This window comes from Marinobacter lutaoensis (assembly GCF_001981305.1).
In the GTDB taxonomy this organism is placed as follows: Bacteria; Pseudomonadota; Gammaproteobacteria; order Pseudomonadales; family Oleiphilaceae; genus Marinobacter; species Marinobacter lutaoensis.
Genome location: NZ_MSCW01000008.1, coordinates 197928 through 223847, shown reverse-complemented (window position 1 = coordinate 223847; position 25920 = coordinate 197928). Strand labels below are relative to the sequence as shown.

Here is a 25920-nt window from a genome sequence, read left to right as displayed (position 1 = left end):
GTCAGAACTCCGGATCCCAATCCACGATCATGCGCCCACCCGCCAGGTCCACGTCCTGAACCACCTGCTCCGGCAGGTAGGGAATCAGCCGCTCACGCTGGTCGACGGAGCCCGGGCCACCTTGCACAACCAGGACATCGTTGGACCCGGTTTCCATCAGGTGACTGACCGTGCCCAGGCAGTCACCCGAGACCGTCACCACCTCCAGCCCCTCCAGCTGATACCAGTAGTATTCGCCACTGGGCAACTCCGGCAGTTCGGCGGTGGCAACCCGCACTTCGGCCCCACAATAACTCCGGGCCAGGTCGCGGTCATCGATACCTTTCAGCTTGACCACGATCCCCTGCCCCTGGCGGCGACCGTCCTCAAGCCGGGCCGAAATCCGCTGACCGTCCTGAACCAGGGTCCAGTTCCGGTAGCTCAGGATTCCTTCCCTGGGGTCGGTGTAAGAGTAGACCTTGAGCCACCCCTTAACCCCAAACACCGAGGTAATCCGGCCAAGCACAGTTTCCTGCGAAGTCTGTGTCATGCCCGCAACCCCGGAAATTTCACGCAACCGAAACGATTACCCGGCAGCCTTCAGCAACTGGGCGACGCGCTCGGAAGTCTGGGCGCCACGCTCCAGCCAGTAGTTCACGCGCTCTTGGTTCACACGCAGACGTTCTTCCTGGCCACGGGCGACCGGGTTGTAGAAACCAACGCGCTCAATGAACCGACCGTCACGCGGGCTGCGGCTGTCAGTGACTGTCAGATGGTAGAACGGGCGCTTCTTGGAGCCGCCACGAGCCAAACGGATTGTTACCATTTCGACCAATATCCTGTTCTGTTGTACGAACTTTGTACGATTCGCGCCACGCCACTCGGGTTGGCGCGAAGACCCATACTCGAAAGGGCCGCTATTCTATGCCAAAAAAGCAGCAAAGAAAACAGGGAAAAGCGACCGTTTCCCGTTTTCGGCATACGGCTTTTTACATACGTCCGAACGGCGGCATGCCACCCCCGGGGGGCATCATCCCACCCAGGCCGCGCATCATGTTGGCAACACCGCCTTTCTTGCCGAACTTCTTCATCATCTTTTGCATCTGCTTGTGCTGCTTGAGCAGCCGATTGACATCCTGAATCTGAGTTCCAGAGCCGGCGGCAATGCGGCGCTTGCGCGAGTTGTTGATGACATCCGGATAACGGCGCTCCTTGGGCGTCATGGAGTTGATGATGGCCTCCATCCGCCCCAGGGACTTGTCGTTCACCTGCTGCTGAGCCACCTGGGCCATCTGCCCCATGCCCGGCAGCTTGTCCAGCAGACCGGCAACCCCCCCCATGTTTTTCATCTGCTGCAGCTGATCGCGAAAATCTTCCAGATCAAAGCCCTTGCCTTTCTTGATCTTCTTGGTGAGTTTCTCCGCTTTTTGACGGTCCAGCTTGCGCTCGGCCTCCTCGATCAGAGACAGCACGTCTCCCATCCCCAGAATCCGGGAGGCCACCCGATCCGGATGGAAGGGTTCGAGCGCATCCGTCTTCTCGCCCACCCCGAGGAATTTGATGGGCTTGCCGGTGATGTGGCGAACCGACAATGCGGCCCCGCCCCGGGCATCGCCGTCCGTCTTGGTCAGCACCACGCCGGTCAGCGGCAACGCATCATTGAAGGCCTTGGCGGTATTGGCGGCGTCCTGGCCGGTCATGGCATCAACCACGAACAGCGTTTCCACCGGGTTGACGGCGCGATGCAGGCGGCCGATTTCCGCCATCATCTGCTCATCGACGTGCAAACGCCCCGCCGTATCCAGAATCACCACATCCACATGCTTCCTGCGGGCTGCGGCGATCGCCCCCTCGGCAATGGCCACGGGGTCCTGGTCGGCGCTGCTGGGATGGAATTCAACGCCAACTTCCGCCGCCAGGGTCTCCAGCTGCTTGATGGCCGCCGGACGGTATACGTCGGCACTGACCACCATCACCGTCTTCTTCTGGCGCTCCTTGAGGAAACGGGACAGTTTGGCCACCGTTGTGGTCTTACCGGCGCCCTGCAGACCCGCCATCATGATCACCGCCGGTGGCTGTACCGACAGATTCAAGGGTTCGCTGCCCGACCCCATCACCCGCTCCAGCTCCTGCTGGACGACCTTCACGAACACCTGGCCCGGCGTCAGGCTGCGCTGGACTTCTTGGCCAATCGCCCGCTTGCGCACACTCTCCACGAACGCTTTGACCACCGGAAGGGCAACATCCGCCTCCAGCAGCGCCTTGCGCACCTCGCGCAGCGTGTCCTTGATGTTGTCGTCGGTCAGCCGTGCCTGACCGGTAATCTTGCGCAAACTACCGGAAAGCCGGTCCTGAAGATTTTCAAACATGCGTCTCTTCCGTATCCGGGAGAAAAAGTGAATGCCGAATCGGGCCACCGGCGGCGCGGCGCCTTGATTCCTGTTGCATAATCGCGACATTATAACCAGACTATCGCCCCGAAACGACCAGCCCGGTCAAATCGGATGGGACTTGTATCCGCTTTCCAGCCAAGAGTGCGATTAAGGACGTCATGGGAACGCTGATTCTCGCGGTAACCTCGCTTTTCCTGTACAGCATCGGTACCGCGTTGCAGGCACTCCAGTTTCGGGGCCGCATCCAGGCCAACCTGGCCATCACCACGCTGATCGGCCTGCTGGCCCTCACCAGCCACGGCCTGCTGATTTCCCAGACCGTCTACCATGACGGCGCCCTCGACACCAGTTTCTTCAAGAGCTCGTTGCTGATCTCCTGGCTGATCGTGCTGCTTCTGCTGGGGCTCAATCTGAAAAAGCCGGTGCAAAGCTTGTTCCTGGTGGTGTACCCACTGGCCACCTTGACCATCATCGCCGTGCTGGTGACCCATACGCCATCGAAACTGGTATCGGACGAGAGCTACGGCATGCTGTCCCACGTGGCGCTGTCGGTGACCGCCTACAGCCTGTTCACCCTGGCCGCCATCCAGGCCATTCTGCTGTACTTCCAGAACCGACAACTCAAGCGCAACTACAACAGCATCCTGGTGCGCAACCTGCCGCCGCTGCAAACCATGGAATCCCTGCTGTTCGAAATGGTCTGGGCCGGGGTAGTGCTGCTGGTGCTGGCCATCATCACCGGCGCCCTGTTCATCAAGGATCTGTTCGCCCAGGATCTGGCCCACAAGACCCTGTTCTCCCTGTTGTCCCTGGCGGTGTTCGTGGCGCTGCTGATCGGCCGCTACACCCAGGGCTGGCGCGGCATGACGGCCAGCCGCTGGACCCTGGCCGGCTGCCTGCTGCTGATGATCGCTTTTTATGGCAGCAAGTTCGTTCTGGAGCTGGTCTTCCACCGGGGCGGCTGATCCGCCACCGGGGCCTTGACACCCCGCCGGGCCACACCCTATGTTCCCAACTTGTCGGCAATATAAGGACGTCCCCCTTTGAACGAAACATCGCTCACCGCGCTGTTTATCCTTCTCGTCGCCCTCATTCTCCTGTCGGGATTCTTCTCCAGCTCGGAAACGGGAATGATGTCCCTGAACCGGTACCGCCTGAAGCACATGGCGAAAACCGGGCACAAGGGAGCCCGACGCGCTCAGGCCCTGCTGCAGCGGACCGACCAGCTGATCGGCGTCATTCTTATTGGCAATAACTTTGTCAACATTCTGGCCTCATCGATCGCCACGGTCATCGCCATGCGCCTCTGGGGCGACGCTGGTATTGCCATCGCCACCCTGCTGCTGACCATCGTCATTCTGATTTTCGCGGAGGTCACTCCAAAGACCCTGGCGGCGCTATTTCCAGAGAAGATTGCCTTCCCCGCCAGCCATGTGCTTGGCCCGCTGCTCAAGGCACTGTATCCGATTGTCTGGGCCGTCAACCTTTTCACCGGCCTGATTCTCAAGCTGTTGAAGGTGTCGCCGGAGGAGGCGTCCAGCGAGCACCTCAGCCGCGAGGAACTGCGCACCCTGGTCAATGAGGCGGGGGCACTGATCCCCGCCAAGCACAAGGATATGCTGGTCAGCATCCTGGACCTGGAAAAGGTGACCGTCAACGACATCATGGTGCCGCGCAACGAGGTCATCGGCATCGATCTGGATGACGACACCGACACCATCCTGCGCCAGTTGCGAAGCAGCCAGCACACCCGGTTGCCGGTGTACAGGGGCGACATCAACAACATCCTCGGCATCCTGCATCTGCGCAGCGTTTCCAAACTGCTGCAACAGGAGGAGGTCAACAAGGCCATGATCATGCAGCTGTGCCAGGAGCCCTATTTCATCCCCGAGAGCACTCCCCTGAATACCCAGCTGCTCAACTTCCAGAAAGAAAAGCGCCGGTTCGGTATGGTGGTGGATGAGTACGGCGACGTGCTCGGCCTGGCAACGCTGGAGGATATCCTGGAAGAAATCGTGGGCGAATTCACCACCGACTACGCCGCCACCAGCCCGGACATCATTCCCCAGGAGGACGGGACCTTCATCATCGATGGCGGCACCCCAGTGCGGACCATCAATAAGACCCTGGGCTGGAAGCTGCCGACCGACGGTCCGAAAACCCTGAACGGCCTGATCACGGAAACCCTGGAAAACATTCCCGAGACCAACGTCTGCCTGAAGGTGGACGGCCACCGGGTCGAGGTACTGCAGATCAAGGACAATGTGGTGAAAGCCGCCATCGTGCATCCGAAGAAGCGGAAAAAACGCCCGGCAACCACACAATCCTGATCCCAGGTTGACAAGTCCCCCGGGTTAGCATTTAGTCATGTTAATGTTCGGCGGAATGCGGTAAATTTAACCAATAACCAAAACGCAGGCAGTCAGAGCTCGGTCATGTATCCGGTTGAGGCGTAGACAGGAGACGGCCATGAACAAGCAGTCCGGGATACATTACCTCCGAGAACACAGGAAGGCCGGCAGCACCAGGCCAGTGCCCCCGGAGGTGGCCCGCATACGGGATACAGTCATCGCCGGACTGGGCGATTTGCTGCAGGGGGCTTTTGACGCCGTCGATGACTCCCTGTTCGAGCTCGCCAACAACGCCCGCAGCAATAACGAACAGAACCGTTATTTCGAAGCGATGCGGGAAATCCGCATCAAGCGCAAGGGCGTCGAACGCCACTTCCAGAACGCCATTGCCCAGTTCTTTGCCGATCCGCCCGGCAGCGCCCAGCCCGAGCCGGAACCCTCCGCCCCACCGGTGAGCGCGGAAACCCTCTCCCTGGTCGGTAACGACGACTTGGAGGAACAGGTCGCGCTCAACGCCATGATCACCAAGGCAAAGGCCCACTTTCAAGGGCCCCTGCTGCAACTCCAGGCCCGGTTCAGCCAAGTTTACCCGGGCGCCAGCGATGAGTCGCCGGTCAACCCACTGGCGCCGGAACACCTGTGCAGTGCCTTCACCGAGGCGATACAGGTACTGGAAATCCAGATTCGTGAACGCCTGATCCTGCTCAAGCAGTTCGATCGCTACGTGGTTTCCAATCTGGGCATGCTGCTGGACGAGGCCAACCGGATATTGATCCAGGCCGGCATCATTCCCAATTTCCGGTACCACGGTAAAACCGGCAAGCAAGCCCCGCCGCCGGGAGCGAAGGCCGATTCGAGCGAAACCTCCGAGGCCAGCACCGGCCCGGCCGAGACCGCCGCCGACAGCACCGCGGTATTCGAACAGATACGCCAGATGCTGGCCCTGCAGCGGGCCAATGCCGGCATCCCGGCCCGCGCCACGGACCCCAGGTTCCATGTTATCGGTGACCGGGAGCTGATCACCCTGCTCAGCGCACTGCCGACGCCGGTTCCGGCCGAGCCAGGCGTCAACCTGAGCGAGGGCGAGCCCGTTACCATCGATCTTCGCGGTCTGATCCAGCAGGCGCTGACCCAGGTGGACACCGGTGACGGCAAGCAGCCGGCCCTGAAAGAGGTGGACGAGGACCTGATCAACCTGGTCTCCATGCTGTTCGAGTTCATCCTGGACGACTACAACCTGTCCCCCCCGGTACAGGTTCTGATCAGCCGCCTGCAAATCCCCATCCTGAAAGTGGTCATCAAGGACAAGACGTTCTTCAGCAAGGCGACCCATCCGGCCCGGAAACTGCTGAATGCACTGGCACGGGCCGGCATCGGCTGGAGCAAGAGCGACGAGAAGACCAAGGACCAGCTGTACGACAAAATCCACGGCATCGTTCAGCGCATCCTCAATGAATTCGACGGCGACCTGGCCCTGTTCGAAACGCTCAACGAGGAGTTTGAACAGTACCTGGCCCGGGAAAATCGCCGGGCCTCCCTGGTGGAACAACGGACGCGGGAGTCCGAACGAGGAAGGATCAAGTCCCAGAAGGCCCAGGAAACGGTGGACCGCATTCTGCAGGAGAAAATTCGCCGCTACCCGCTGCCGGAGCCCATCCATTCCATCCTCGTCAACGGCTGGAGCCGGGTCATGTTTCTGGCCTATCTGCGTGATGACGTCGAACACCGCTGGCAAGAAACCGTCAAGGTTGTGGACGACCTGATCTGGTGCCTGCACCCCCATCAGGAAGATGCCGAACGCGACCAGTGGGTCCGGGTGGTTCCCGGGCTGCTGAAATCGCTGCGGGCCGGTCTGGAGGAAGTGTCCTACAACGCCTCCCGGCTGGACGAAATGATGGGCGAACTCAAGCATGAATTGGCGAAAGCCTTCCGCACCCGGCCACTCAGCGAGGTGCGCGAGGACGAAGCCACCACCGCTGAAGCCTCGGAACAACCGGCGGCCAGCAGCCCGGCCGGCCAGCCGGAGGATGCCGCCATCGCCGAGTTCGTCACCCAGATCGACGCCATCGAAATCGGCGACTGGGTGGAATTCCGCCTAGTCAACGGTGCCAGTTTCCGCTGCAAGCTGTCCGCCATCATCGAGGAAGCCGATTCCTTCGTGTTCGTCAACCGGATGGGGCTCAAGGTGATTGAGAAAACGCGGCTGGAGCTGGCCCACGAAATGCGCCGCGGGCGCCTGACTCTGCTGGAGCAGGGCTCACTCATCGACCGCGCTCTGGATGCAGTGGTGGGCAGTCTCCGCAGCAAGACCGCCTGACGATTCTGGATGCCTGGGACGACGCTACCGGCTAACCTGCGCCTGATACTGGCCCTGTCCCTGGCACTGTGCCTCCACACCCTGTTGCTGTTGGGCCTGCCCGGGCCGGACCACCCCCCACAACCACCGCAACACCCTCTCAACCTGACCCTCCTGGCGACAGGCACCCCCGCGCCCCTTCCCGCCGCCCCGGCTTCGACACCGCCCGGCCGTCGGTCGTCCGACATGCCGACGGCGTCGCGCCCCGACCGCCGGCACACCACCAGCCCACACCCGGCGACCGGACAGGCGACCGACGTCCCCACGCCGGCAGCGCATCCCAAACCACAGCCGCTCCAGCGCCCGGCGGTGTCCGGCGCCGCCCGCCGAACACCGCAAGAGGCGACGCCTCCCTCGCCCACGCAGACGGTGGCCCAACTGACGCAGCGGCCCTCAGAACACATGTCGTACCACGACCAACTGGCGCTGCGTATTGCCGAAGTCATGGCTCGGCAGCCTTTGCCCGGCGTTCGTCAGCTGAAGGAGGTCCGGCGTATCCGCCTGGAGTTGTATCTGATGGCCAATGGCACCCTGACTCGGGCCCGAGTCATGACATCCAGCGGGATCGAAAGTATGGACAGCGCCGCCTATCGCGCGGCCCTGGCGGCCAGCCCCTATCCGGAGCCGCCCGGGGGGAAAAAAGGAAAAGGAGGGGAAGAACGCTTCGAGGTGGACGTGGAGGTCACACCCCGAAGCGCAACCGGGGTCAGGGGCTGATCAGGCCTCTGCCTGCTTGGCCGCAGCCTTGACCATTTTTTCCAGCTCACCGCTTTCGGCCAGCTCCAGGACGATGTCGCAACCGCCCACCAGTTCACCGTTGATGTACAACTGCGGGTAGGTCGGCCAGCTGGAGTAAACCTTCAGCGCCTCACGAAGCTCCTGGTTTTCCAGGATGTTGACGAACGCGAAACGCTCGCCGCAGGCCATCAACGCCTGCACGGTCCTGGCCGAGAAACCGCATTGGGGAGCCTGCGGCGTACCCTTCATGTACAGGATGATGGGGTTCTCTTCCAGCTGGCTCTTGATGGTTTCGTTGATGTCCATGAACATTCACCTCTGACTTGAAAACGGAATTGCCTGACTGGCAACCGGCTGCCCATATTGTACACGCCCCCCGCGGCGCCCACCAAACCTCCCCACCAGCCCCGGCGTTGTCATCCCTGGCCCGAAGGGCTAGACTTGATCCCCCGTTTTTTCATTCCCATTCCCACGAACAGACATCAGGGGACCGGCGCCCCGGCGCGGTTTCATTGAGGTAAGGGCCAGTCCATGGCGGCAAGACATTTTCTGACACTGAACGACATGAGCACCGGCGAGCTTGAGCAGCTGCTGGATCACGCCTCCCGACTCCGTAACGAGTGGCATCAGGGCAAGGTACGCGACTCCCTGAAAAACCGGGTTCTGGCCATGATCTTCGAGAAATCCTCCACCCGGACCCGGGTGTCGTTCGAAGCCGGCATGACGCAGCTGGGCGGTTCCGCCATGTTTCTTTCCCCCCGGGACACCCAACTGGGTCGCGGCGAGCCGATTGAAGATTCCGCCATCGTCATTTCCAGCATGGTCGACGCGGTCATGATCCGCACCTTCGCCCACGCCACGGTCGAGCGTTTTGCCCGGGCCTCCCGGGCACCGGTGATCAATGCCCTGACCGATGACTTCCACCCCTGTCAGCTGCTGGCCGACATGCAAACCTACCGTGAGCACCGGGGCAGCATCCGCGGCGCCACCGTCGCCTGGATTGGCGATGGCAACAACATGTGTCAGTCGTACATCAACGCCGCCGCCAAATTCGATTTTAGGCTGAACATCGCCTGCCCGGAGGGTTACGAGCCAAGCCCGGAGTTGCTTGCAAAGCACGCCGACCGAGTCACCGTCATGCGCGAGCCGGAGCAGGCTGCTCGGGGTGCGCAGCTGCTGGTCACCGATGTTTGGGCTTCGATGGGCCAGGAAGACGAGCAGGCGGACCGGGAGCGGGTCTTCCGCCGTTACCAGGTCAACCCGGAGCTGATGACTCTCGCGGACCGGGATGCCCTGTTCATGCACTGCTTGCCGGCGCATCGGGGCGAGGAGGTTTCCGAGGACATGATGGCGCATCCGTCGTCCGTGGTCTGGCACGAAGCGGAAAACCGTCTGCACGCCCAAAAGGCGCTGCTGGAGTTCCTTATCCTGAACCGTCTGGACTGAGACCATGGGCATTCCGGCTTCTCCCGCCAGCGACTGGCTGCTGGAGGTCAACAACCTGTCTTGCGGCTATGGCGGCGAGTCCGTCGTCAAAGACGTCAGCTTCGCCCTGAGTCAGGGGGACATTGGCTGCCTGCTCGGCCCCAGCGGCTGTGGCAAGAGCACCATTTTGAGGGCGCTCGCCGGATTTCTCCCCCTGGACGCCGGCGAGATCCGTCTGGCGTCCCGCGCCATCAGCCTGCCAGGCCGCACGCTGGCGCCCGAAAAACGCCGCATTGGCATGGTCTTCCAGGACTATGCCCTGTTCCCGCACCTGAACATCGCCGACAACGTGGGTTTCGGGCTCAAGGACATGAGCAAGGTGGAACGCCGCCACAAGGTTCTGGAGCTGCTCGACCTGGTGCACCTGAAGGACCTTGCCGACAGCTATCCCCATGAGCTCTCGGGCGGACAGCAGCAACGCGTTGCCCTGGCCCGGGCGCTGGCCCCGGAGCCGACGCTGATCCTGCTGGACGAGCCCTTCTCCAACCTGGACGCGGACCTGCGCCGCCGGCTCAGCCTGGATGTCCGGGACATCCTCAAAACCCTGGGCATCAGTGCCCTTCTGGTCACCCACGATCAGCAAGAAGCGTTCGCCATGTGCGATCAGGTCGCGGTACTCAGGGACGGCCGGCTCCTGCAGTGGGACGTGCCCTACAATCTCTACCACGAGCCCGCCAACCGGTTCGTGGCCAGTTTCGTTGGCCAGGGCGGCTTCATTCCCGGCAAGGCCCTGGGGCCGGACACGATCGAGTCGGAATTGGGCATCATTCGTGGCAACCGGGCCTACAAGTGGCCTCCGGGCACATTGGTAGACGTGCTGATCCGGCCGGACGACATCGTCTATGCCCCCGACTCCGAGCTGCGCCCCCGGGTGATCGAGAAAACCTTTGCCGGCACGTCCACCCTCTACCGGTTCCGCTGCTCCGAGGAAACGGAGTTCGAGGCCCTGTTCCGGAGCCATCTGGACTTTCACTTGGGCGAGCACGTACCGGTGCGGGTCGAGGCCGACCACCTGATTGCCTTCGAGCGATCGGCCTGACCCCGTCAGTGGTTGCAGATCCGGTCGACCGCATCGAGCCAGCCGGCATACAGAGATTCCCGGAGCGCCGGGCGCATGTCCGGCTGGAAACGGCGCTCGCAGCTCCATAGCCGGGCAATGTCATCCAGCCCCGAAAACACGCCCGTTTGCAGGCCGGCGAGGTACGCTGCCCCCAGCGCCGTGGTTTCGGTGACCGCGGGACGGTCCACCGTCACATTCAGGATGTCGGCCAAAAACTGCATCACCCAGTCATTCACCGCCATGCCACCATCTACCCGCAACGTCTCCAGCCGGGCGCCGTCATTCTGGATCGCCCGCACCAAATCCTTGGTCTGGTAGCAGACCGACTGCAGACCGGCGGTGACGATCTCGGCGATGCCCGTGTCCCGGGTCAGGCCCAGAATCGCGCCGCGGGCGTCGGGGTCCCAGTGAGGGGCGCCCAGGCCGGTGAACGCCGGCACCAGATAAACCGGGTTCTCGACGCCCACCTGCTCGGCGTGGGCCAGGGATTCGCTGGCATGCCGGATCAGTCCCAGGCCGTCCCGCAGCCACTGCATCGCCGCCCCGGCCACGAAAATGCTGCCTTCCACCGCATATACCGGGCGCCCCTGCAGGCGGTAAGCCAGGGTGGTGAGCAGCCGGTTTTCCGATCGCAACGCCCGTTCGCCGGTATTGAGCATGAGAAAGCAGCCCGTACCGTAGGTGCTCTTGGCCATGCCCGGCTCAAAGCAGGCCTGCCCAACCAGGGCGGCGTGCTGATCACCGGCAACCCCGGCGATTGGTACCTCCGCTCCCAGCCACTGGCGGTCAGTCCGGCCGTAATCGGCAGCACAGTCCCGGACCTCGGGCAGCAGCGCCCGAGGCACCCGGAACAGCGCCAGCAGCCGATCGTCCCAGTCCTGGGTATGGATGTTGAACAACGCGGTGCGGGAGGCGTTGGTGGCGTCGGTGCAATGAGTACGCCCTCCGGTCAGATTCCAGAGCAGCCAGCTGTCGACGGTGCCGAACGCCAGCTCGCCCCGCTCAGCACGGACCCGGGCGCCATCGACATGGTCGAGAATCCAGGCCACCTTGGTCGCCGAGAAGTAGGGGTCAATCAGCAGCCCGGTACGCTCCACCACCAGATCTTCATGGCCATCGGCGCGGAGTTTGACGCAGGTGGAGGTGGTGCGCCGGTCCTGCCAAACGATTGCGGGGTGGATGGGTTCGCCCGAGGCCCGATCCCAGAGGATGGTGGTCTCCCGCTGGTTGGTAATGCCAACACCAACCAGCTGCCGGGCTTCGATCTTCGCCCGCGCCAGGGCCTGACGACACACGCTCAGGGTGGTGTCCCAGATTTCCCGGGCATCGTGCTCCACCCAACCGTCCCTCGGGAAGTACTGGCGAAACTCCTGCTGGGCCACGCCAATCCGGGTGCCGGTGGCGTCGAACACGATGGCGCGGGAACTGGTGGTGCCCTGATCGATGGCGAGCAGGTAGCGGCTCATGACATGCCTCCTTGTTGTTTCCGGGAAGTCTACCACGAGGCCATAAACGCAAGACCGGGCCGTGCGAGGGCCGGTGCACAAAAACGAACAAAAAAAGGGCCGGAAAACCGGCCCTTGAAATGACGAATGAAACAAGGAAAGTTCGTAAGAACTACAACCTCAAAAGTCATCCCTTACCCGAACGATTATCGGCCATGGCCCCGGCCCCGTCCGTTGCGGTTGTGTAGCGGCTTTGTTACATCAGGTGAGGTCCTGAGGCCTGGTTCACAAAACCGCGTCCTCGGGCTTACGGCGTGGCCAGACCAGACTGAAGCGGGCGCCCCCAAGAGTATCACTGCGGCACACGAATGCCTGCCCGCCATGCCAGTACAGGATTCGGCGCACGATGGACAGACCCAGGCCGTAGCCGCCGGATGTCCGGGTACGGCTGTCGTCAAGACGGGCAAACGCGGTGAAGACCCTCTCCCAATCCTGCTCCGGGATGCCCGGACCGTCGTCCTCCACGTCCACCCGGCAGTTGTCGTCGTCGATCCGGCACCGGACCCGGACCCGGTGCCGGGCGTAGCGGCCGGCATTGCCCACCAGGTTCTGGATGGCGCGGTGGATGTAGCGGGGTTCTATGTCGGACAGGGCGTGCCGCTCGGTGTCCTCGTCGATATCCGCCTCGATCTCCAGCTGGGGCCGGAGCACTTGCTGCTCCGAAACCACCTGCCGGACGATGTCCGTGACCGAGTGCTCCCGTAACGAGAACACCGGGCCGCCCTGCTCCAGACGGGCGTAAGTGAGGATTTCGTCAATCAGTTCATCCAGCTCCTGGATGTCGCCGTCGATTCCGTCCAGCTGCTTCTTCAGGGCCACCTCGTCCCGGCAATCCTCGATCATCTGAACACCAAACCGGATGCGCGCCACCGGCGTTCTCAGCTCATGGGAAACGGCGTGGATCATTTCCCGCTGGACCTGGACCAGCCGCTGGATATGCTCGGCCATGCCGTTAAACGCCGAGGCCAGACGCTCCACCAGGGTGCCGTGACCGGCGTCCACCCGCGCGCCCATTTCCCCCCGGGCGATGCGCATGGCAACGGATTCCACCTTGCGCAGGTTGCTGTCCAGCTCGCGTACCCCCAGAAACAGGGCCAGCCACAGCACCGCGCCAACCACCAGCAACAGCAGCAGGACCATGGGCCAGGCCCAGGGCGAAAACGGTGCCGGCAGCGCCACGCCCACCAGTGCCCCGTCGTCCAGCTGCAGCAGGGCGTTCAGCGGCCCTTCCGGGGACTCCCGATACAACGCCAGTCCCTGCTCGGATACCCGCTGCAAGACCGCGCCCCCGGGCAGCGCGTGGCCGTCATCCGGCCAGAGGATGCGGACCCCGAGGTGGTGCTCCAGCTGCCGGGCCAGGGACTCGCGCTGGTCCGCCTCCGCCGGCCCCAGATACCAGCTGACCAACTCCGACAGGACATTGGCAACATCCCGGTAGGGTTCGTCGAACGACAACCGCAGGACATCGCCAGCGGGTGTCTGCACCATCAGCCATACCCCAACCGGCGTTTCGGTCGCCACCACCTGGCCGTAGGCCAGCCGCTCCTGGAGCACCGGGGGCAACGCCAGGTCCTCGGGGCTGGCCACCGTCAACCCGTACCAAGCCGAGAGCCACTGGTACGGTTCTTCCGCCAGTGGCACCGATGCCAACCAGCGCATCAACGGGTCCGGCATGCGCTCCAGCCAGAACTGGTGACGAACGGCATTGAGGCCGTTGAACAAAACAACACACAGCAGGACGACGGCAGCGGCGATGGCCAGCAGGCGGGCGTAAAGCTTCAGGAGGTAGGTTAAGGGCATGGTGACGACCCTGGCTGGGGAACAGCGCGGCCCCCCGGACATGGGTGCCGCGCCCACGGAAACCGCTGGATCAGGCTTCCTTCACAAACAGATAGCCTTTGCTGCGAACGGTCTTGATGCGCCGTGGATGTATCGGATCGTCACCGATCTTGGGACGGATCCGGGACACCCGTACATCTATGGAGCGATCCTGGCCATCGTATTCGATGCCCCGCAGCGCCGTGAAGATTTCCTCCCGGCTGAGCACCCGTCCGGCGTTGCTCGCCAGCAGCCACAACAGGTCGAATTCGGCACTGGTCAGGTCGATGCTCTGGTCGTTGAGCCAGGCTTCGCGCATGGAACGATCGACCACCAAGTCATTGAACTGAAGACGAACCGGCTCCTCGCCCCCCTCGTCGTCGCCGCCGGCCTGGGCTGCCTCGGAGACCCGACGCAGCATCGCCCGGATGCGGGCCAGCAGAACCCGCGGCTTGACCGGCTTGCTGATGTAGTCATCGGCCCCCATTTCCAGGCCCAATACCTGATCCAGGTCGTCGGTGCGGGCCGTGAGCATAACGATCGGGCCGTTGTAGAACGGGCGGACCTTGCGACAGATCGACAGACCGTCCTCGCCCGGCAGCACCAGGTCCAGCACCACCAAGTCCGGTTGCTCATTACGGATGCGCTCCACCGCCGCCGCGCCATTGGCTTCGAGGGATACGGTCAGGCCGTTGCTTTCGAGGTACTCCCGGGTCAGTTCCGCGAGTCGTTCGTCATCCTCAACGATGAGAATTCGCCAACTTTCGTTCGTCTGTTCCACGCCGTCCATCTCTGGTGTTGTTATTCCGGTTTCTGGCTGCCACCTCGCCGGATAAGCAGGCAACCTGCTGTTACAGCAATTATACATGCTGTTCGGAAATATACATGGAACCGCCGCTCCGTAACACCCCGTCACACAAGCCTCTTCCCCCGCGCACCCGCCTCCGGGCTGTCACGAACTCGTCACCGGTCAGTCACCGGGGTGTCACAGCCGGTTCATAACCTTGCCCGGAAATGGACACAAAGAGAACGAGCCATGACTGCACAAACCGCGAGCGTCCGGCAAACCGCCCGATCCCTGGTCACCGGGATCACCCGTGATCCCGCCTTGGTCGAGCAGGCACAGAGGCTGCGCTACCAAGTGTTCTCCGCCGAGTACGACAGTGACCTCGGGGCCAGTACCCCGGGCCTGGACGCGGACGCCTTCGACGCGCTCTGCGACCACCTCATCGTGACCGACCAGCGGACCGGCACCCTGGTGGCCACCACCCGGATTCTGCCGGCCGAGCGTGTCCCGTCGGTTCATCAATTGTATTCCGCGGGCGAATTCGACCTGTCTGCGCTGGCCGGCCTGCCAGGATCTCTGGCGGAACTCGGCCGCACCTGCGTCCACCCGGAACACCGTAACGGCGCCACCATCGCCCTGCTGTGGTCCACCCTGGCGGAGTACCTGGTGCAACACCGGATCGACTATCTGATCGGCTGCGCCAGCATTGGCATGTCCGACGGTGGCCACCGGGCTTGGCGCATCGCCAACCACCTTCAGGAAACCTATCTTGCCGGCGAATCCTTCCGGGTGACGCCACGGCGCGAGCTGCCGCACCTCACCCAGACGACGCCAGCGGACCGGCCCGTGGAGGTTCCTCCGCTGATCCGCGCCTACATGCGCCTGGGTGCCCGGGTGTGCGGCGCTCCCTGCTGGGATCCGGAGTTCCGCTGTGCCGATCTGCTGGTGCTGCTGGAGGTGGAAAAACTCTCCGCCCGCTACAGCCGCCACTTCATGGGCAAAGCGTCCTGACACCGGGAGGCCGCTATGGGCTGGATTCGATTACTGGTACGGTTGTCCGCCTTTGTGCTGTTCCTGGTCGGCACGGCCGGGCTCGCCCTAATCCTGCGACTGGCGGATGTCGTCTGTCGCCGCCGTATCGACCGCACCCCCTGGGCGGGGCGCTGCTTTCGCGGTGCCTGCCGTTGTCTGGGACTGAGCCTGCGATACCACGGCACACCGGCGACGGAGCCGGCCCTGTATGTCAGTAACCACATCAGCTGGTGCGACATTCCCGTACTCGGCAGCCTCGCTCCGGCCCGCTTCTTGTCCAAGGCGGAAGTGGCCCGCTGGCCACTGATCGGCTGGCTGGCACGCCAGGCCGGAACGCTGTTCATCCAGCGGGGAGGCGGTCAGGCCCGGCGTGTGAAAGGCACCATGGCACGGACGCTGCAGCAGGGGGAATCGGTATTGTTCTTTCCGGAAGGCACCACCAGTGCCGGCCTGACCGTGTTGCCGTTCCATGGCCTGCTGTTGCAGGCGGCCCGGGATGCGGACGTGCCCATTCAGCCGGTGACCATCAGCTACCGCCGGGACGGCCACCCCGACCACATCCTGCCGTTCATTGGCGACGACGCCTTTCACCATCACCTGCTCGGCATGCTGAAGCAGCCTCCGTCCCGGGTGGATGTACTCTTTCATCCCCCGGTCCGGGCCACCGGCGAGCTGACCACCGGCGAGCTGGCGGAGCGGCTCCACGGCACCGTCCGGGAGGGACTGAGGCAGATACAGGCCGGCCGCTACGACACCCAGGCCCCGGACCTCAGAACAGAGGACGCCCCTGGGCTATCTCCTCTTCCGTCGCTGGCCGCCGGCCAACAATCTCCAGATCAAAATAAAGCGTGAAACCCGCCAGGGGGTGGTTGGCATCGACGGTCACCAGGTTACCGTCGATGCCAACCACCTTGACCACCTGGGCCTCCCGGCCGGTGTTGGTCTGAAACTTCATGCCCACCTGGAGCTCCTCCACGCCCTCGAACAGGGAGCGCGGCACCTTCCGGACCAGATCCGCCCGGTGTTCGCCGTAGGCCATCTCCGGCGGGATGGTCACCTCCAGACAGTCGCCCACGTGACGATCTTTCACCGCCTCCTGGATCCCCTGGATGATGTTGGGGCTGCCATAGAGAAAGTGCAGCGGCTCGCTGCCCTCGGAGGTGTCGACCAGCTCTCCCAGTCTGTTTTTCAGGACATAGTGGACGGTAAAAACGTCCGGTCGTGTGTCGGTATCGTGCATCAGGCTTCCGAGTTGTCTGTATCCGGTTGAATGTCGAGCTGCCGCAGCCCGTGAATGACCAGCCGCCGATCGAGGGCTTCCCGCGGTGTCCGGGCGGACGCCAGCCCCATCCGGGCCAGCAGGCGCCGGTAACGGCCATCATCCCGGGCCCGGGCCGCCAGCCAGAGGGTGCGCAGTTTACCACGCCAGGTCGCGGTCGAGGCCTGCAATCCCTTAAGGGCTTTCCCCAACACCAGCTCGTCGTCGGTGAAATCACGGCCGAACGGGAAGGCCGGGAACAGGTCCTCCGCGCCGCCGGCCGCCAGCGCCGCGCGCACGGCCTCCGGGGTGTTCCGGCGCCAGGATTCCGGCAGCCGGAACGCACGGCTGACCTTGCCCGCGGCCTGGGCTTGGCGCAGCAACGCTTCCTGGAAGCGGGCATCGGCAATGCGGATCAGGCGCAGGTACACCTGCTCGTCCGGCTGCCCGCGCAAATCGGCAATGCCGTATTCGGTGATAACAATGTCCCGAAGGTGACGGGGAATGGTGCAGTGGCCGTAGTTGAACACGATGTTCGAGAGGGTCTGCCCCCGGGACGTCCGGGTCGCCCGCAGTGTCAGGATGGAGCGGGCGCCTGGCAGTTCGTGCGCCATGGCGACAAAGTTGTACTGCCCACCCACCCCGCTGACCACCCGGCCGTCCTCCAAGCCATCCGAGACCGCCGCGCCACTCAGGGTATACATCATGGCGGAGTTGATGAATCGGCCGTGCTGGCGCTGCGCGACCTTCAGCCGCTGGTCGCCGAAGCGGTGGTCGTAAAGCTGGTTGATGAAGTTGACGCTGGTCATGCAAATGCGCTGGCGTTGCTCTTCGGGCAGATCCCTGAGCGCCTGGTAAAAGCGCTCCGGCCCGACGTAGAAGCCGCCATGCATAACGGTGCCTCCGGCCAGACGCTCCCCCAGCACCCAGTCCGCCAGTTGCCGCCGGCTGTCCGCGTCGTCCAGATCGGCCGCCAGCGACCGCTCCCCCACCTGCAGGCGACCACCCCGGAACCGGGTCTCCGGGCGGAAGAAGCCGCAATCCACCAGCCAGTGGACATCCCGCGCACGCAGGGGAGAATCGATCCGCCCCGCCTGGCGTAGGGCATCCAGAGCCTCCAGGGTGGGCCGCAGGCCAACCTGGCCGTCGTTGATCAGCGTCTGCAGGTCGGCGTCGTCAAACACTTCCCGGGTAAGGACACCCGCCTCCATCAGGTACAGAAATCCGTCCACCATCATCTCACTGCAGCCATACAGGCCCGCCTCGAACGGCCCGCAGCCGCCGATTTCGGCCACCACCGGGAAATGCCGGTCCACCTCCAGGTGGTTGAACACCGCCTGCCACGGCTCATTCCGGCGGTGCCGCAGGATGGTGCTGTGAACCAGGGCCGCACCCAGGGAACCGATGCCCACCTGCAGCGTGCCGCCATCCCGCAACAAACAGCTGGCATAAAACCCAATCAGGTGATCCTCGGGGCTGATCGCCATCTGCGGCGCGGAAAACAACGGGTAGTCCGTCGACGGCTGATCCAGAATCACGTCGAAGGTGGTTTCAGGCACCGCCGCGTGCCGGCCCAGGAACGGCAGCTGGGCGTTGTGCTCGCCCACCACCGCCACCGGCTGTCCGCGCGCTTCCCGCTCCCGCAGCAGGGGGATCAGGTCGAGGGACAAATCGGGGTTGCAGCTGAGGCTGACCTGCCCCTGGGCCCCGTGCGCCTCGCCCGGAGCCACCATCTGGGCCACCACGTTCACGCCCTGGGCCAGCAGGTCCCGGACCGCATGGGTGTAGTTGGAGCAGATGTAGTGACGCTGCTGGGTGTCATTGTTCAGATAGGAACCGGCCTTGAAGAAAAACTCCGAAACCCTGACGTTGTCTGGCAGGGCACCGCGGGCCACGTCCCGGGCATAGGCGAGTTCCGGGATGTCGCCATACAGCCGTTGCACGAACGGCGTCAGGAATCGGCGCTCCAGGGAGGAACGGCCGCCGGGCGGCCGCAGGGACAGCGCCGTCACGATATGGAGCTGCAGTTCCGGGTCCTGCCGGGCACGCTCGTACAGGGCATTGACGAAACGGATGGGTTTGCCCAGTCCCAGCGGCAAGCCCAGGGTGATCTGCTGACCGACCCTCTGGATCACGGCCTCCACACAGGCCTCGGCGTCACGCAGGCGCTGACAGGCTTCCGACATGGCCAAGCTCCTTCTTGTTTGTTGTTGCGTCGGTGATCAAACGATGGGGCGATGATCCCATGCCGGGCGACCCCAGACAATGCGCTAGGTCAGCTTATGGCATGGTACCGGAGCCGGCAGGGGAAAAAGGAAGGGGAAACCGGGCAGCGACGGGTCAGAACTTCCACTTCAGGTTGAGGCAGGCCCCTTCGTTGAGCAGGGCGATCCCGTGGTCCGGCTGGGCCGGGTCGGAAGCGTAGTGACGCTCGTTCTGGCGAGCGCGTACCAGCGTCAGGCTCAGCAGACGCGAGCCAATTTCGGAGAAGGCTTCGGAACTGTCCTGCTCATATTGACCAGAAACCCGCTCCTGGATCTCGTTGACCTCCTGGGCCGCGCTCAGGGCGATGTCGGCATGGTCGAATTCGTGCTCGGCGGCGTCCGCCCGCACCACGAAGGCAACCAGGTTCAGTGCGAGCAGTGCGGCGAAGATGCGAATAATCATGTTCCGGACCAAAGCGTGTTTCAGGTGGCAAGTGTAAGGACTCGTAAGGCTAAAGTCTAATGGATGCGGGCCAGAAAGATGTGAAATTGCACACAATGACGCCGTTTTTTTGTCACACGTTGGGCAGATTTTCGTCAAGAAAAGATTCCCGATGTTTCCGTCTGTAAACCGGAACCATCGGGAACCGGGCCAGCCCGCCGTGGCCGGCCCTTACGGTCCGCTCAGGGACAGGGGTAGGTGAACTCCTGGTGGATCGACTCAATCGCCTCCAGCACCTGCGGACTGAGGGTCACCTGGGCCGAGCCGACGTTTTCCTTCAGTTGTTCCATGGTGGTCGCGCCGATGATATTGCTGGTCACGAAGCCGCGGCTGTTGACATAGGCCAGGGCCATCTGGGCCGGCGACAGGCCATGCTGGCGCGCCAGCTCGACGTAGGCGCGGGTGGCGTCCAGCGCGCGCTCACTGGAATAACGACTGAAACGCTCATACAGGGTCAGACGCCCCTTCTCCGGCCACTTGCCCCCGAGATACTTGCCGGTCAGCATGCCGAAGGCCAGCGGCGAATAGGCCAGCAGCCCCACCTGTTCGCGATGGGCGAACTCCGCCAGCCCCACCTCGAACGACCGGTTCAGCAGGTTGTACGGGTTCTGGATACTCGCCACCCGGGGCCACCCCTTCTCCCGGGACAGGCGAAGGTATTCGGCCAGCCCCCACGGCGTTTCGTTGGACAGACCGATGTGGCGTACCTTGCCCTCGCGCACCAGTTCGTCGAGGGCCGCGAGGGTTTCCTCGATCGGCGTGGCGTCCTCATCCTCGCGGTGCACATAGCCGAGCTTGCCGAAAAAGTTGGTGTTCCGGTCCGGCCAGTGCACCTGATACAGGTCGATGTAGTCCGTGCGCAGGCGCCGGAGGCTGTCCTCACAGGCCTGGCGGATGTGTTCCCGGGTCAGCCTCGGGCCCTGGCGCAGGTACCCCAGGCCATTGCCCGGCCCGGCCACCTTGGAGGCGATCACCAGGTCGTCCCGGCGGCCCCGGCGCGCCAGCCAGTTGCCGAGAATCTCCTCGGTCCGGCCCTGAGTTTCCTGCCTCGGTGGCACCGGATACATCTCGGCGGCGTCAATGAAGTTGATGCCCTCGGCGATGGCATAGTCCAGCTGCTCGAAGGCATCCTGCTCGGTGTTCTGTTCCCCCCAGGTCATGGTGCCCAGGCAGATGAGCGTCACGTCGATGTCGGTATTGCCTAGCTTTCGCGTTTGCATGTCGTCTCCGTCAGGTTGATGGCACGGGTAAGAGAAGTGTCACGGGAGTGTCTCGGAACTGTCATGCCGGATTTCCATAGTTGAAGCCATGTTCGAGGAACCACAGGAAGCACCGTGACCGAGCTCACCACAGCCAGTCGGCGTCATCAGCACATTACCATTGTTTCCGAGACTTTTCCCCCGGAAATCAATGGAGTGGCCAACACCCTCCGGCATTTGTGCCAGGGGCTGATGCAGCGCCAGCACCGGGTGACGGTGATTCGGCCACGACAGCGCCACGAGATCAAGGGGTATGTGGCGGCGGCCGGCGAGTCTCTGTTCAGCCATGAGCACGTAGTCACCGGCCTACCCCTGCCAGGCTACGCCGACCTGCGCTTCGGCCTGACCACCACCACCCGCCTGGTCCGTCTGTGGCGCCGGGAACGGCCGGACGCGGTGTACGTGGCCACCCAAGGCCCCCTGGGAGTGGCGGCGGTGAATGCGGCGCGGCGCCTGGGCATCCCGGTCAGCTCGGGTTTCCACACCAACTTTCATCGCTACAGCCGCTACTACGGCGTGGGCATGCTGGAAAAACTGTTGTGCGCCTATGGCCGCTGGTTCCACAACCGCACCGACATCACACTGGTACCCACGCCGAAGATGCAGCAGGTAACCCGGGCCATGGGCATCACACCAACCGGGCTGTGGAGCCGGGGGGTCGACTGTCACCGTTTTTCTCCCCACAAGCGGGACAACGCGCTGCGGGCCAGCTGGGGACTGACCGGCAATGACCGGGCCGTGCTCTACGTCGGCCGGCTGGCGGCGGAGAAAAACCTGCGCATGGCGGTGGCCTGCTACGAGCGCATTCGCGGACTGCATCCCAACGCCCGGTTCGTGCTGGTGGGCGACGGCCCGCTCAAGCGCGAGCTCAGGGAACGGCACAGGGACTACATTTTCTGCGGCATCCAGCGGGGCGAGGATCTGGCCCGGCACTACGCCTCCGGCGACCTGTTCCTGTTCCCCAGCAAGACCGACACCTTCGGCAACGTGGTACTGGAAGCCATGGCCAGCGGCCTGGCGGTGGTCGCCTTCGACGACGCCGCCGCCAGCGAGCACATCCGCCATGAGGAAAACGGCATGAAGGTGCCCCTGGACGACGACGAGGGCTTCGTTGACTGCGCTCTCCGGCTGGCGGACCAGCCGTCCCTGCTCAACCGACTCCGGGCCCAGGCCCGCCTGGACGCGCTGGACCTGGACTGGCCCAGCCAGATCGAACAGTTCGAACATCTGGCGCTCAAACCGAACACTCCGGGGAAGTACCATGTCCTCAATAAGCAAAGCCTCTCGACTTTTTGACCGGATCGACCAGCGGGAGTACCTGTTCTGCCAGGCACTGAACCGCACGGTCCGGTTCCGGCCGGTGCTGGCCTACTTCCGGACGGTGTCCCGGTTGGGCGATGGCTGGTTCTGGTACGTCCTGATCCTGTCGATCCCGGTGCTGGCACCGGGCAACGGCGCCGCCCTGGCCCTGCTGATGGCGCTGACCGGGCTCACCTGTACCCTGACCTACAAGGGGCTCAAGCGCTGGCTGATCCGCGAGCGCCCGTTCATTTCCTTCCCTGCGATCAACTGCGGCACGCCGCCTCTTGACCGCTACAGTTTCCCATCCGGCCACACCCTGCACGCAGTCTGTTTTCAGGTGATGCTGGCCTGTACCCTGCCGGCACTGGCCTGGTGGGTGCTGCCCTTTACTCTGTCGGTGGCGGCCTCGCGGGTCGTGCTCGGTCTGCATTACCCCAGCGATGTGGTCGCCGGGGCGCTGATCGGTGGCAGCCTTGGTCTGCTGTCGGTGCGCATGCTGGCACCCGCACTGACCGTGGCCGCCTGAACCGGATCAGTCAAACAGACGCAGCTGGGTCACCGGGGCATCGGTGTTGCGAAACCGCACGCCCACCCCGAGCAGGCGCACCGAACGCCCCTCACGGGTAACCAGCTGGTCCAGCAGCGGCCGGAAATCCTCCACCTCCGGCGCCGTCACCGACTCCCGTACCCGCTCCAGGGTGTGGGTCGAGAAATCGCCGTAGCGCACCTTCATGAACAGCTTGTGGATCGCCTGTCCCCGGGCCCGCCGGCTCAGCCGCACCCCCAGGTCCGCGACCAGGGATGGCAGCACCGCCGCGCAGGCGTTTTTGTCCGGCAGATCCTGGGAGAAGGTGCGCTCGACGCTGACCGACTTGGCCACCCGGGACACCACCACCGGCCGGTCATCCCGACCGTGGGCCATTTCATACAGGCGGTAGCCCTGTTTGCCGAATCGTTCGAGCAGCACCTCCACCCCCAGATCCTGCAGGTCGCCGCAGGTCTCTACACCGAGCGCCCCCAGCTTGGCGGCGGTGACCCGACCCACCCCATGGATCTTGTTCACCGGCAGGGTCCGTACGAAATCCGGCACCTGCTCTGGTGTGATCACGAACAGCCCATCCGGCTTGCGCCAGTCACTGGCGATCTTGGCCAGGAACTTGTTGGGCGCCACCCCGGCGGACACGGTGATCCCCACCTCCCGACGGATCCGTTCGCGCAGGTGTCGGGCCATCAGGGTGGCGCTGCCGTGGTGCTCGGTGACGTCGGTGACATCGAGAAAGGCTTCGTCGAGGGACAAAGGCTCCACCAGGTCGGTGAGCTGGCGCAGAATGTCCATGACCTGCCGGGAAACGGCCCGATACTTGGCCATGTCCGGCGGCACCATGACCAGGCCCGGACACAGCCGGCGGGCCTCTCCGCCGGGCATGGCCGAGCGCACGCCGAAGGCGCGGGCCGTGTAGTTGCAGGTGGTCACAACGCCCCGGGGCCCCTGCCCGCCCACCGCCAGGGGTACCTCACGCAGACTCGGGTCGTCGCGCATCTCTACCGCCGCGTAGAAACAGTCGCAATCGACATGGATGATCTTGCGCTGGGCCATGGTCCGGGTTTACATCCGACATCTGTACATTTATACAGACTTGTATCTTACGCTGACATCCCGAGAATGTCAGGGACGTCAGCGATCACAACGACCATCGTCCCGAGGGGCCCATGAGCAATCCCATTCCGGAATCCGAACGCATCGCCATTGAAGCCGCGGCGTTCCGCCGCCTGGTCCAGCACCTGCGCGAGCACACCGAAGTCCAGAACATCGACCTGATGAACCTGGCCGGCTTTTGTCGCAACTGCCTGTCCAAGTGGTACCGGGCGGAGGCCGAGGCGCGGGGGCTGGAGATCTCCGACCCGCAGGCGCGGGAAGCGATCTACGGCATGCCCTACGAGGAATGGAAGGCGCGCTATCAACACGGCCCGAAACAGGATCCCCAGAGCCCGCCCCCCACGGCAGAAGAGAACCATTCATGACCGAAACCGCCAGCACGGGAACTCGACACAGTTTCCAGCTCAAGAGTGCCAGCCTGTCCCTGACCACTCTGGAACTCTACTATTTTGACAGCCACGACTTCGAGGCCACGCTTCGGGAAAAAATCAGCCAGGCGCCGGGTTTCTTCAAGGACATCCCCCTGATCATCAGCCTGGAAAAATACGAGGGGCTCGACAGCGAGCTGGATTTCTTCAAGATCATCGGCACCTGCCGCCGTCACCACATCCACGTCATGGGTGTGCGCGGCGGCAACGATGACCAGCGCCGGCTCGCCCGGGGCGCCTCTCTGCCCTTGCTGCCCGCCAGCAGCCATCGGGAGCGTGCGGCCGAAGCCGAGCCCATCCGCGCCGAACCGGAGGCCGAAACCGCGCCGTCCCCGGCCCCCGCCCGGGTCATCAGTCAGCCGGTCCGGTCCGGCCAGCAAGTGCATGCTCCGGAGGGCGACGTGGTGGTACTCGGCCCGGTCCAGGCGGGCGCCGAAATCCTGGCTGGCGGCAATATCCACGTCTATGGTCCCCTGCGGGGTCGCGCGCTGGCCGGCATCCACGGCAACGAGGACGCCCGGATCTTCTGCCAGTCGCTGGAAGCGGAGCTTGTCTCCATTGCGGGACACTATAAAATCTCCGAAGATCTTCAGGACAATGGCTGGAAAAGCGCTGTGCACATCCAGCTCAAGGACGACCTGCTGGTGGTCTCGCCACTGGACAAGGCCTGATAACGACACACAACAACGACCGTGAACCGACGACGAACTCATCCCGACAAAGGAACTGAACCTTGGCTAGAATTATTGTCGTAACTTCAGGAAAAGGCGGCGTTGGCAAGACCACGACCAGCGCCTCGATCAGTACCGGCCTTGCCAAGCGCGGTCACAAGACCGTGGTCATCGACTTCGATGTGGGTCTGCGCAATCTGGACCTGATCATGAACTGCGAACGCCGGGTGGTGTACGACTTCGTCAACGTCATCCAGGGCGAAGCCACTCTGAACCAGGCGCTGATCCGGGACAAGCGGGTGGAGGACCTGTACATCCTGCCCGCCTCCCAGACCCGGGAGAAGGAAGCCCTGACCAAGGACGGCGTGGAACGGGTCATCAACGAACTGTCTGAAACCTTCGAGTACATCGTCTGCGATTCGCCCGCGGGCATCGAGCATGGCGCGCTGATGGCGCTCTACTACGCCGACGAAGCCATCGTGGTCACCAACCCCGAGGTGTCCTCGGTGCGCGACTCCGACCGGATTCTGGGCATTCTCCAGAGCAAGTCCCGGCGGGCGGAAATGGGCCAGGAGCCGGTCAAGGAGCACTTGCTGCTGACCCGCTACAACCCGGCCCGGGTACAGCGGGGCGAAATGCTGTCGGTGGCGGACGTGGAGGAAATCCTGGCCATTCCCCTGCTCGGGGTCATCCCCGAGAGTCAGGTGGTGCTCAACGCCTCCAACCGTGGCGTGCCGGTGATCCTGGAAGAAGACAGCGACGCCGGTCAGGCGTACGACGACGCCGTGGCCCGGCTGCTCGGCGAGGAGCGGGAGCACCGGTTCATGACAGCCCAGAAGAAGGGGTTCTTCTCACGGATGTTCAAGGGGGGTTAAGGGATGCGTTTCCTCGACTATTTCCGGAGCAAGAAAACCTCCAGCGCCAGTGTCGCCAAGGAGCGGCTGCAGATCATCGTCGCCCACGAACGGGGCCGTCGGGACCAGCCGGATTACCTGCCTCAGCTGCAGCAGGAGCTGCTGGCGGTGATCCGCAAATACGTGCAGATCTCCGACGACATGGTCCAGGTGGAAGTGGACCGCAACGACAACTGCTCCATCCTGGAGCTCAACGTCACCCTGCCTGAATAGGCGGGGCC

Annotated in this window: 26 protein-coding genes; 14 read left to right on the top strand and 12 right to left on the bottom strand. The window is 63.6% G+C overall.

The genetic code is table 11. The features are described from left to right. Position 1 precedes the first annotated feature (1 nt). From rimM to ffh, 3 genes are all read right to left on the bottom strand, one after another. Positions 2-529, bottom strand: coding sequence for a ribosome maturation factor RimM (gene rimM, locus BTO32_RS14155; protein WP_076725288.1), 528 nt, complete (start codon positions 527-529; stop codon positions 2-4). A gap of 36 nt (positions 530-565) precedes the next feature. Next, positions 566-805 (bottom strand): 30S ribosomal protein S16, encoded by a 240-nt coding sequence (gene rpsP / locus BTO32_RS14150; RefSeq protein ID WP_076725287.1) that lies wholly within the window; start codon positions 803-805, stop codon positions 566-568. Positions 806-968: 163 nt separating this feature from the next. After that, the gene (ffh, locus tag BTO32_RS14145; RefSeq protein WP_076725286.1) at positions 969-2348 is read right to left on the bottom strand and encodes a signal recognition particle protein; all 1380 of its coding nucleotides are present in this window, start codon (positions 2346-2348) and stop codon (positions 969-971) included. Positions 2349-2530: 182 nt separating this feature from the next. Here ffh and BTO32_RS14140 point away from each other — a divergent pair, with 182 nt between their 5' ends. From BTO32_RS14140 to BTO32_RS17600, 4 genes are all read left to right on the top strand, one after another. Beyond that, positions 2531-3337, top strand: coding sequence for a cytochrome C assembly family protein (locus tag BTO32_RS14140; protein ID WP_076725285.1), 807 nt, complete (start codon positions 2531-2533; stop codon positions 3335-3337). Positions 3338-3415: 78 nt separating this feature from the next. Beyond that, entirely contained in the window at positions 3416-4702 is a 1287-nt protein-coding gene (locus tag BTO32_RS14135; RefSeq protein ID WP_076725284.1) for an HlyC/CorC family transporter, read from the top strand. 139 nt (positions 4703-4841) lie between these two features. Next, on the top strand, positions 4842-7040 hold the full coding sequence (locus BTO32_RS14130) for a DUF1631 domain-containing protein (protein WP_076725283.1): 2199 nt from the start codon (positions 4842-4844) through the stop codon (positions 7038-7040). 9 nt (positions 7041-7049) lie between these two features. Then, positions 7050-7796, top strand: a complete 747-nt coding sequence (locus BTO32_RS17600) for a TonB family protein (RefSeq protein ID WP_084206859.1) — start codon at positions 7050-7052, stop codon at positions 7794-7796. On the opposite strand, the gene grxD is transcribed toward BTO32_RS17600, so the two are convergent. After that, complete coding sequence (gene grxD, locus BTO32_RS14120) at positions 7797-8123, bottom strand: Grx4 family monothiol glutaredoxin (protein WP_076725406.1); 327 nt, start codon at positions 8121-8123, stop codon at positions 7797-7799. It abuts the gene before it with no gap. Positions 8124-8348: 225 nt separating this feature from the next. On the opposite strand from grxD, the gene argF reads away from it, so the two are divergent. Together argF and BTO32_RS14110 are read left to right on the top strand one after the other, a co-directional pair. Further along, positions 8349-9263, top strand: coding sequence for an ornithine carbamoyltransferase (gene argF, locus BTO32_RS14115; protein ID WP_076725281.1), 915 nt, complete (start codon positions 8349-8351; stop codon positions 9261-9263). A 4-nt stretch (positions 9264-9267) separates the two neighbouring features. Then, the gene (locus BTO32_RS14110) at positions 9268-10341 is read left to right on the top strand and encodes an ABC transporter ATP-binding protein (RefSeq protein WP_076725280.1); all 1074 of its coding nucleotides are present in this window, start codon (positions 9268-9270) and stop codon (positions 10339-10341) included. Positions 10342-10346: 5 nt separating this feature from the next. Here the strand turns inward: BTO32_RS14110 and glpK are convergent, their stop codons facing one another. From glpK to BTO32_RS14095, 3 genes are all read right to left on the bottom strand, one after another. Beyond that, positions 10347-11828: a glycerol kinase GlpK gene (gene glpK, locus BTO32_RS14105; RefSeq protein WP_076725279.1), complete on the bottom strand. Its 1482-nt coding sequence runs from the start codon at positions 11826-11828 to the stop codon at positions 10347-10349. Between the two features lie 264 nt (positions 11829-12092). Beyond that, positions 12093-13667, bottom strand: coding sequence for an ATP-binding protein (locus BTO32_RS14100; RefSeq protein WP_076725278.1), 1575 nt, complete (start codon positions 13665-13667; stop codon positions 12093-12095). Between the two features lie 70 nt (positions 13668-13737). Beyond that, positions 13738-14475, bottom strand: a complete 738-nt coding sequence (locus BTO32_RS14095; protein ID WP_076725277.1) for a response regulator — start codon at positions 14473-14475, stop codon at positions 13738-13740. 246 nt (positions 14476-14721) lie between these two features. Here BTO32_RS14095 and BTO32_RS14090 point away from each other — a divergent pair, with 246 nt between their 5' ends. After that, positions 14722-15483, top strand: a complete 762-nt coding sequence (locus BTO32_RS14090; RefSeq protein WP_076725276.1) for a GNAT family N-acetyltransferase — start codon at positions 14722-14724, stop codon at positions 15481-15483. 15 nt (positions 15484-15498) lie between these two features. After that, positions 15499-16356, top strand: coding sequence for a lysophospholipid acyltransferase family protein (locus BTO32_RS14085; RefSeq protein WP_084206858.1), 858 nt, complete (start codon positions 15499-15501; stop codon positions 16354-16356). Here BTO32_RS14085 and BTO32_RS14080 read toward each other — a convergent pair. From BTO32_RS14080 to BTO32_RS14065, 4 genes are all read right to left on the bottom strand, one after another. Then, positions 16274-16744 (bottom strand): FKBP-type peptidyl-prolyl cis-trans isomerase, encoded by a 471-nt coding sequence (locus BTO32_RS14080; RefSeq protein WP_076725275.1) that lies wholly within the window; start codon positions 16742-16744, stop codon positions 16274-16276. The genes BTO32_RS14085 and BTO32_RS14080 overlap by 83 nt on opposite strands. Beyond that, entirely contained in the window at positions 16744-18948 is a 2205-nt protein-coding gene (locus tag BTO32_RS14075) for an acetyl-CoA hydrolase/transferase C-terminal domain-containing protein (RefSeq protein WP_076725274.1), read from the bottom strand. Before BTO32_RS14075 ends, BTO32_RS14080 begins: the two co-directional genes overlap by 1 nt. A 154-nt stretch (positions 18949-19102) precedes the next feature. Next, positions 19103-19429, bottom strand: a complete 327-nt coding sequence (locus tag BTO32_RS14070; protein WP_076725273.1) for a hypothetical protein — start codon at positions 19427-19429, stop codon at positions 19103-19105. 221 nt (positions 19430-19650) lie between these two features. Next, the gene (locus BTO32_RS14065) at positions 19651-20688 is read right to left on the bottom strand and encodes an NADP(H)-dependent aldo-keto reductase (RefSeq protein WP_076725272.1); all 1038 of its coding nucleotides are present in this window, start codon (positions 20686-20688) and stop codon (positions 19651-19653) included. A gap of 114 nt (positions 20689-20802) precedes the next feature. Between BTO32_RS14065 and BTO32_RS14060 the strand changes: the two genes are divergently transcribed. Continuing rightward, entirely contained in the window at positions 20803-22023 is a 1221-nt protein-coding gene (locus tag BTO32_RS14060) for a glycosyltransferase family 4 protein (RefSeq protein WP_076725271.1), read from the top strand. Further along, positions 21989-22555, top strand: a complete 567-nt coding sequence (locus tag BTO32_RS14055) for a phosphatase PAP2 family protein (RefSeq protein ID WP_076725270.1) — start codon at positions 21989-21991, stop codon at positions 22553-22555. Before BTO32_RS14060 ends, BTO32_RS14055 begins: the two co-directional genes overlap by 35 nt. A gap of 6 nt (positions 22556-22561) precedes the next feature. On the opposite strand, the gene dinB is transcribed toward BTO32_RS14055, so the two are convergent. Further along, complete coding sequence (dinB, locus tag BTO32_RS14050) at positions 22562-23626, bottom strand: DNA polymerase IV (RefSeq protein WP_076725269.1); 1065 nt, start codon at positions 23624-23626, stop codon at positions 22562-22564. A gap of 113 nt (positions 23627-23739) precedes the next feature. On the opposite strand from dinB, the gene BTO32_RS14045 reads away from it, so the two are divergent. From BTO32_RS14045 to minE, 4 genes are all read left to right on the top strand, one after another. Further along, positions 23740-24051 (top strand): DUF1244 domain-containing protein, encoded by a 312-nt coding sequence (locus BTO32_RS14045; protein WP_076725268.1) that lies wholly within the window; start codon positions 23740-23742, stop codon positions 24049-24051. Continuing rightward, complete coding sequence (gene minC, locus BTO32_RS14040) at positions 24048-24785, top strand: septum site-determining protein MinC (RefSeq protein ID WP_076725267.1); 738 nt, start codon at positions 24048-24050, stop codon at positions 24783-24785. The genes BTO32_RS14045 and minC overlap by 4 nt, the downstream gene beginning before the upstream one ends. A gap of 62 nt (positions 24786-24847) precedes the next feature. Next, positions 24848-25660: a septum site-determining protein MinD gene (minD, locus tag BTO32_RS14035; protein WP_076725266.1), complete on the top strand. Its 813-nt coding sequence runs from the start codon at positions 24848-24850 to the stop codon at positions 25658-25660. A 3-nt stretch (positions 25661-25663) separates the two neighbouring features. Further along, positions 25664-25912, top strand: a complete 249-nt coding sequence (gene minE / locus BTO32_RS14030; RefSeq protein WP_076725265.1) for a cell division topological specificity factor MinE — start codon at positions 25664-25666, stop codon at positions 25910-25912. The last annotated feature ends 8 nt before the right edge of the window (positions 25913-25920 follow it).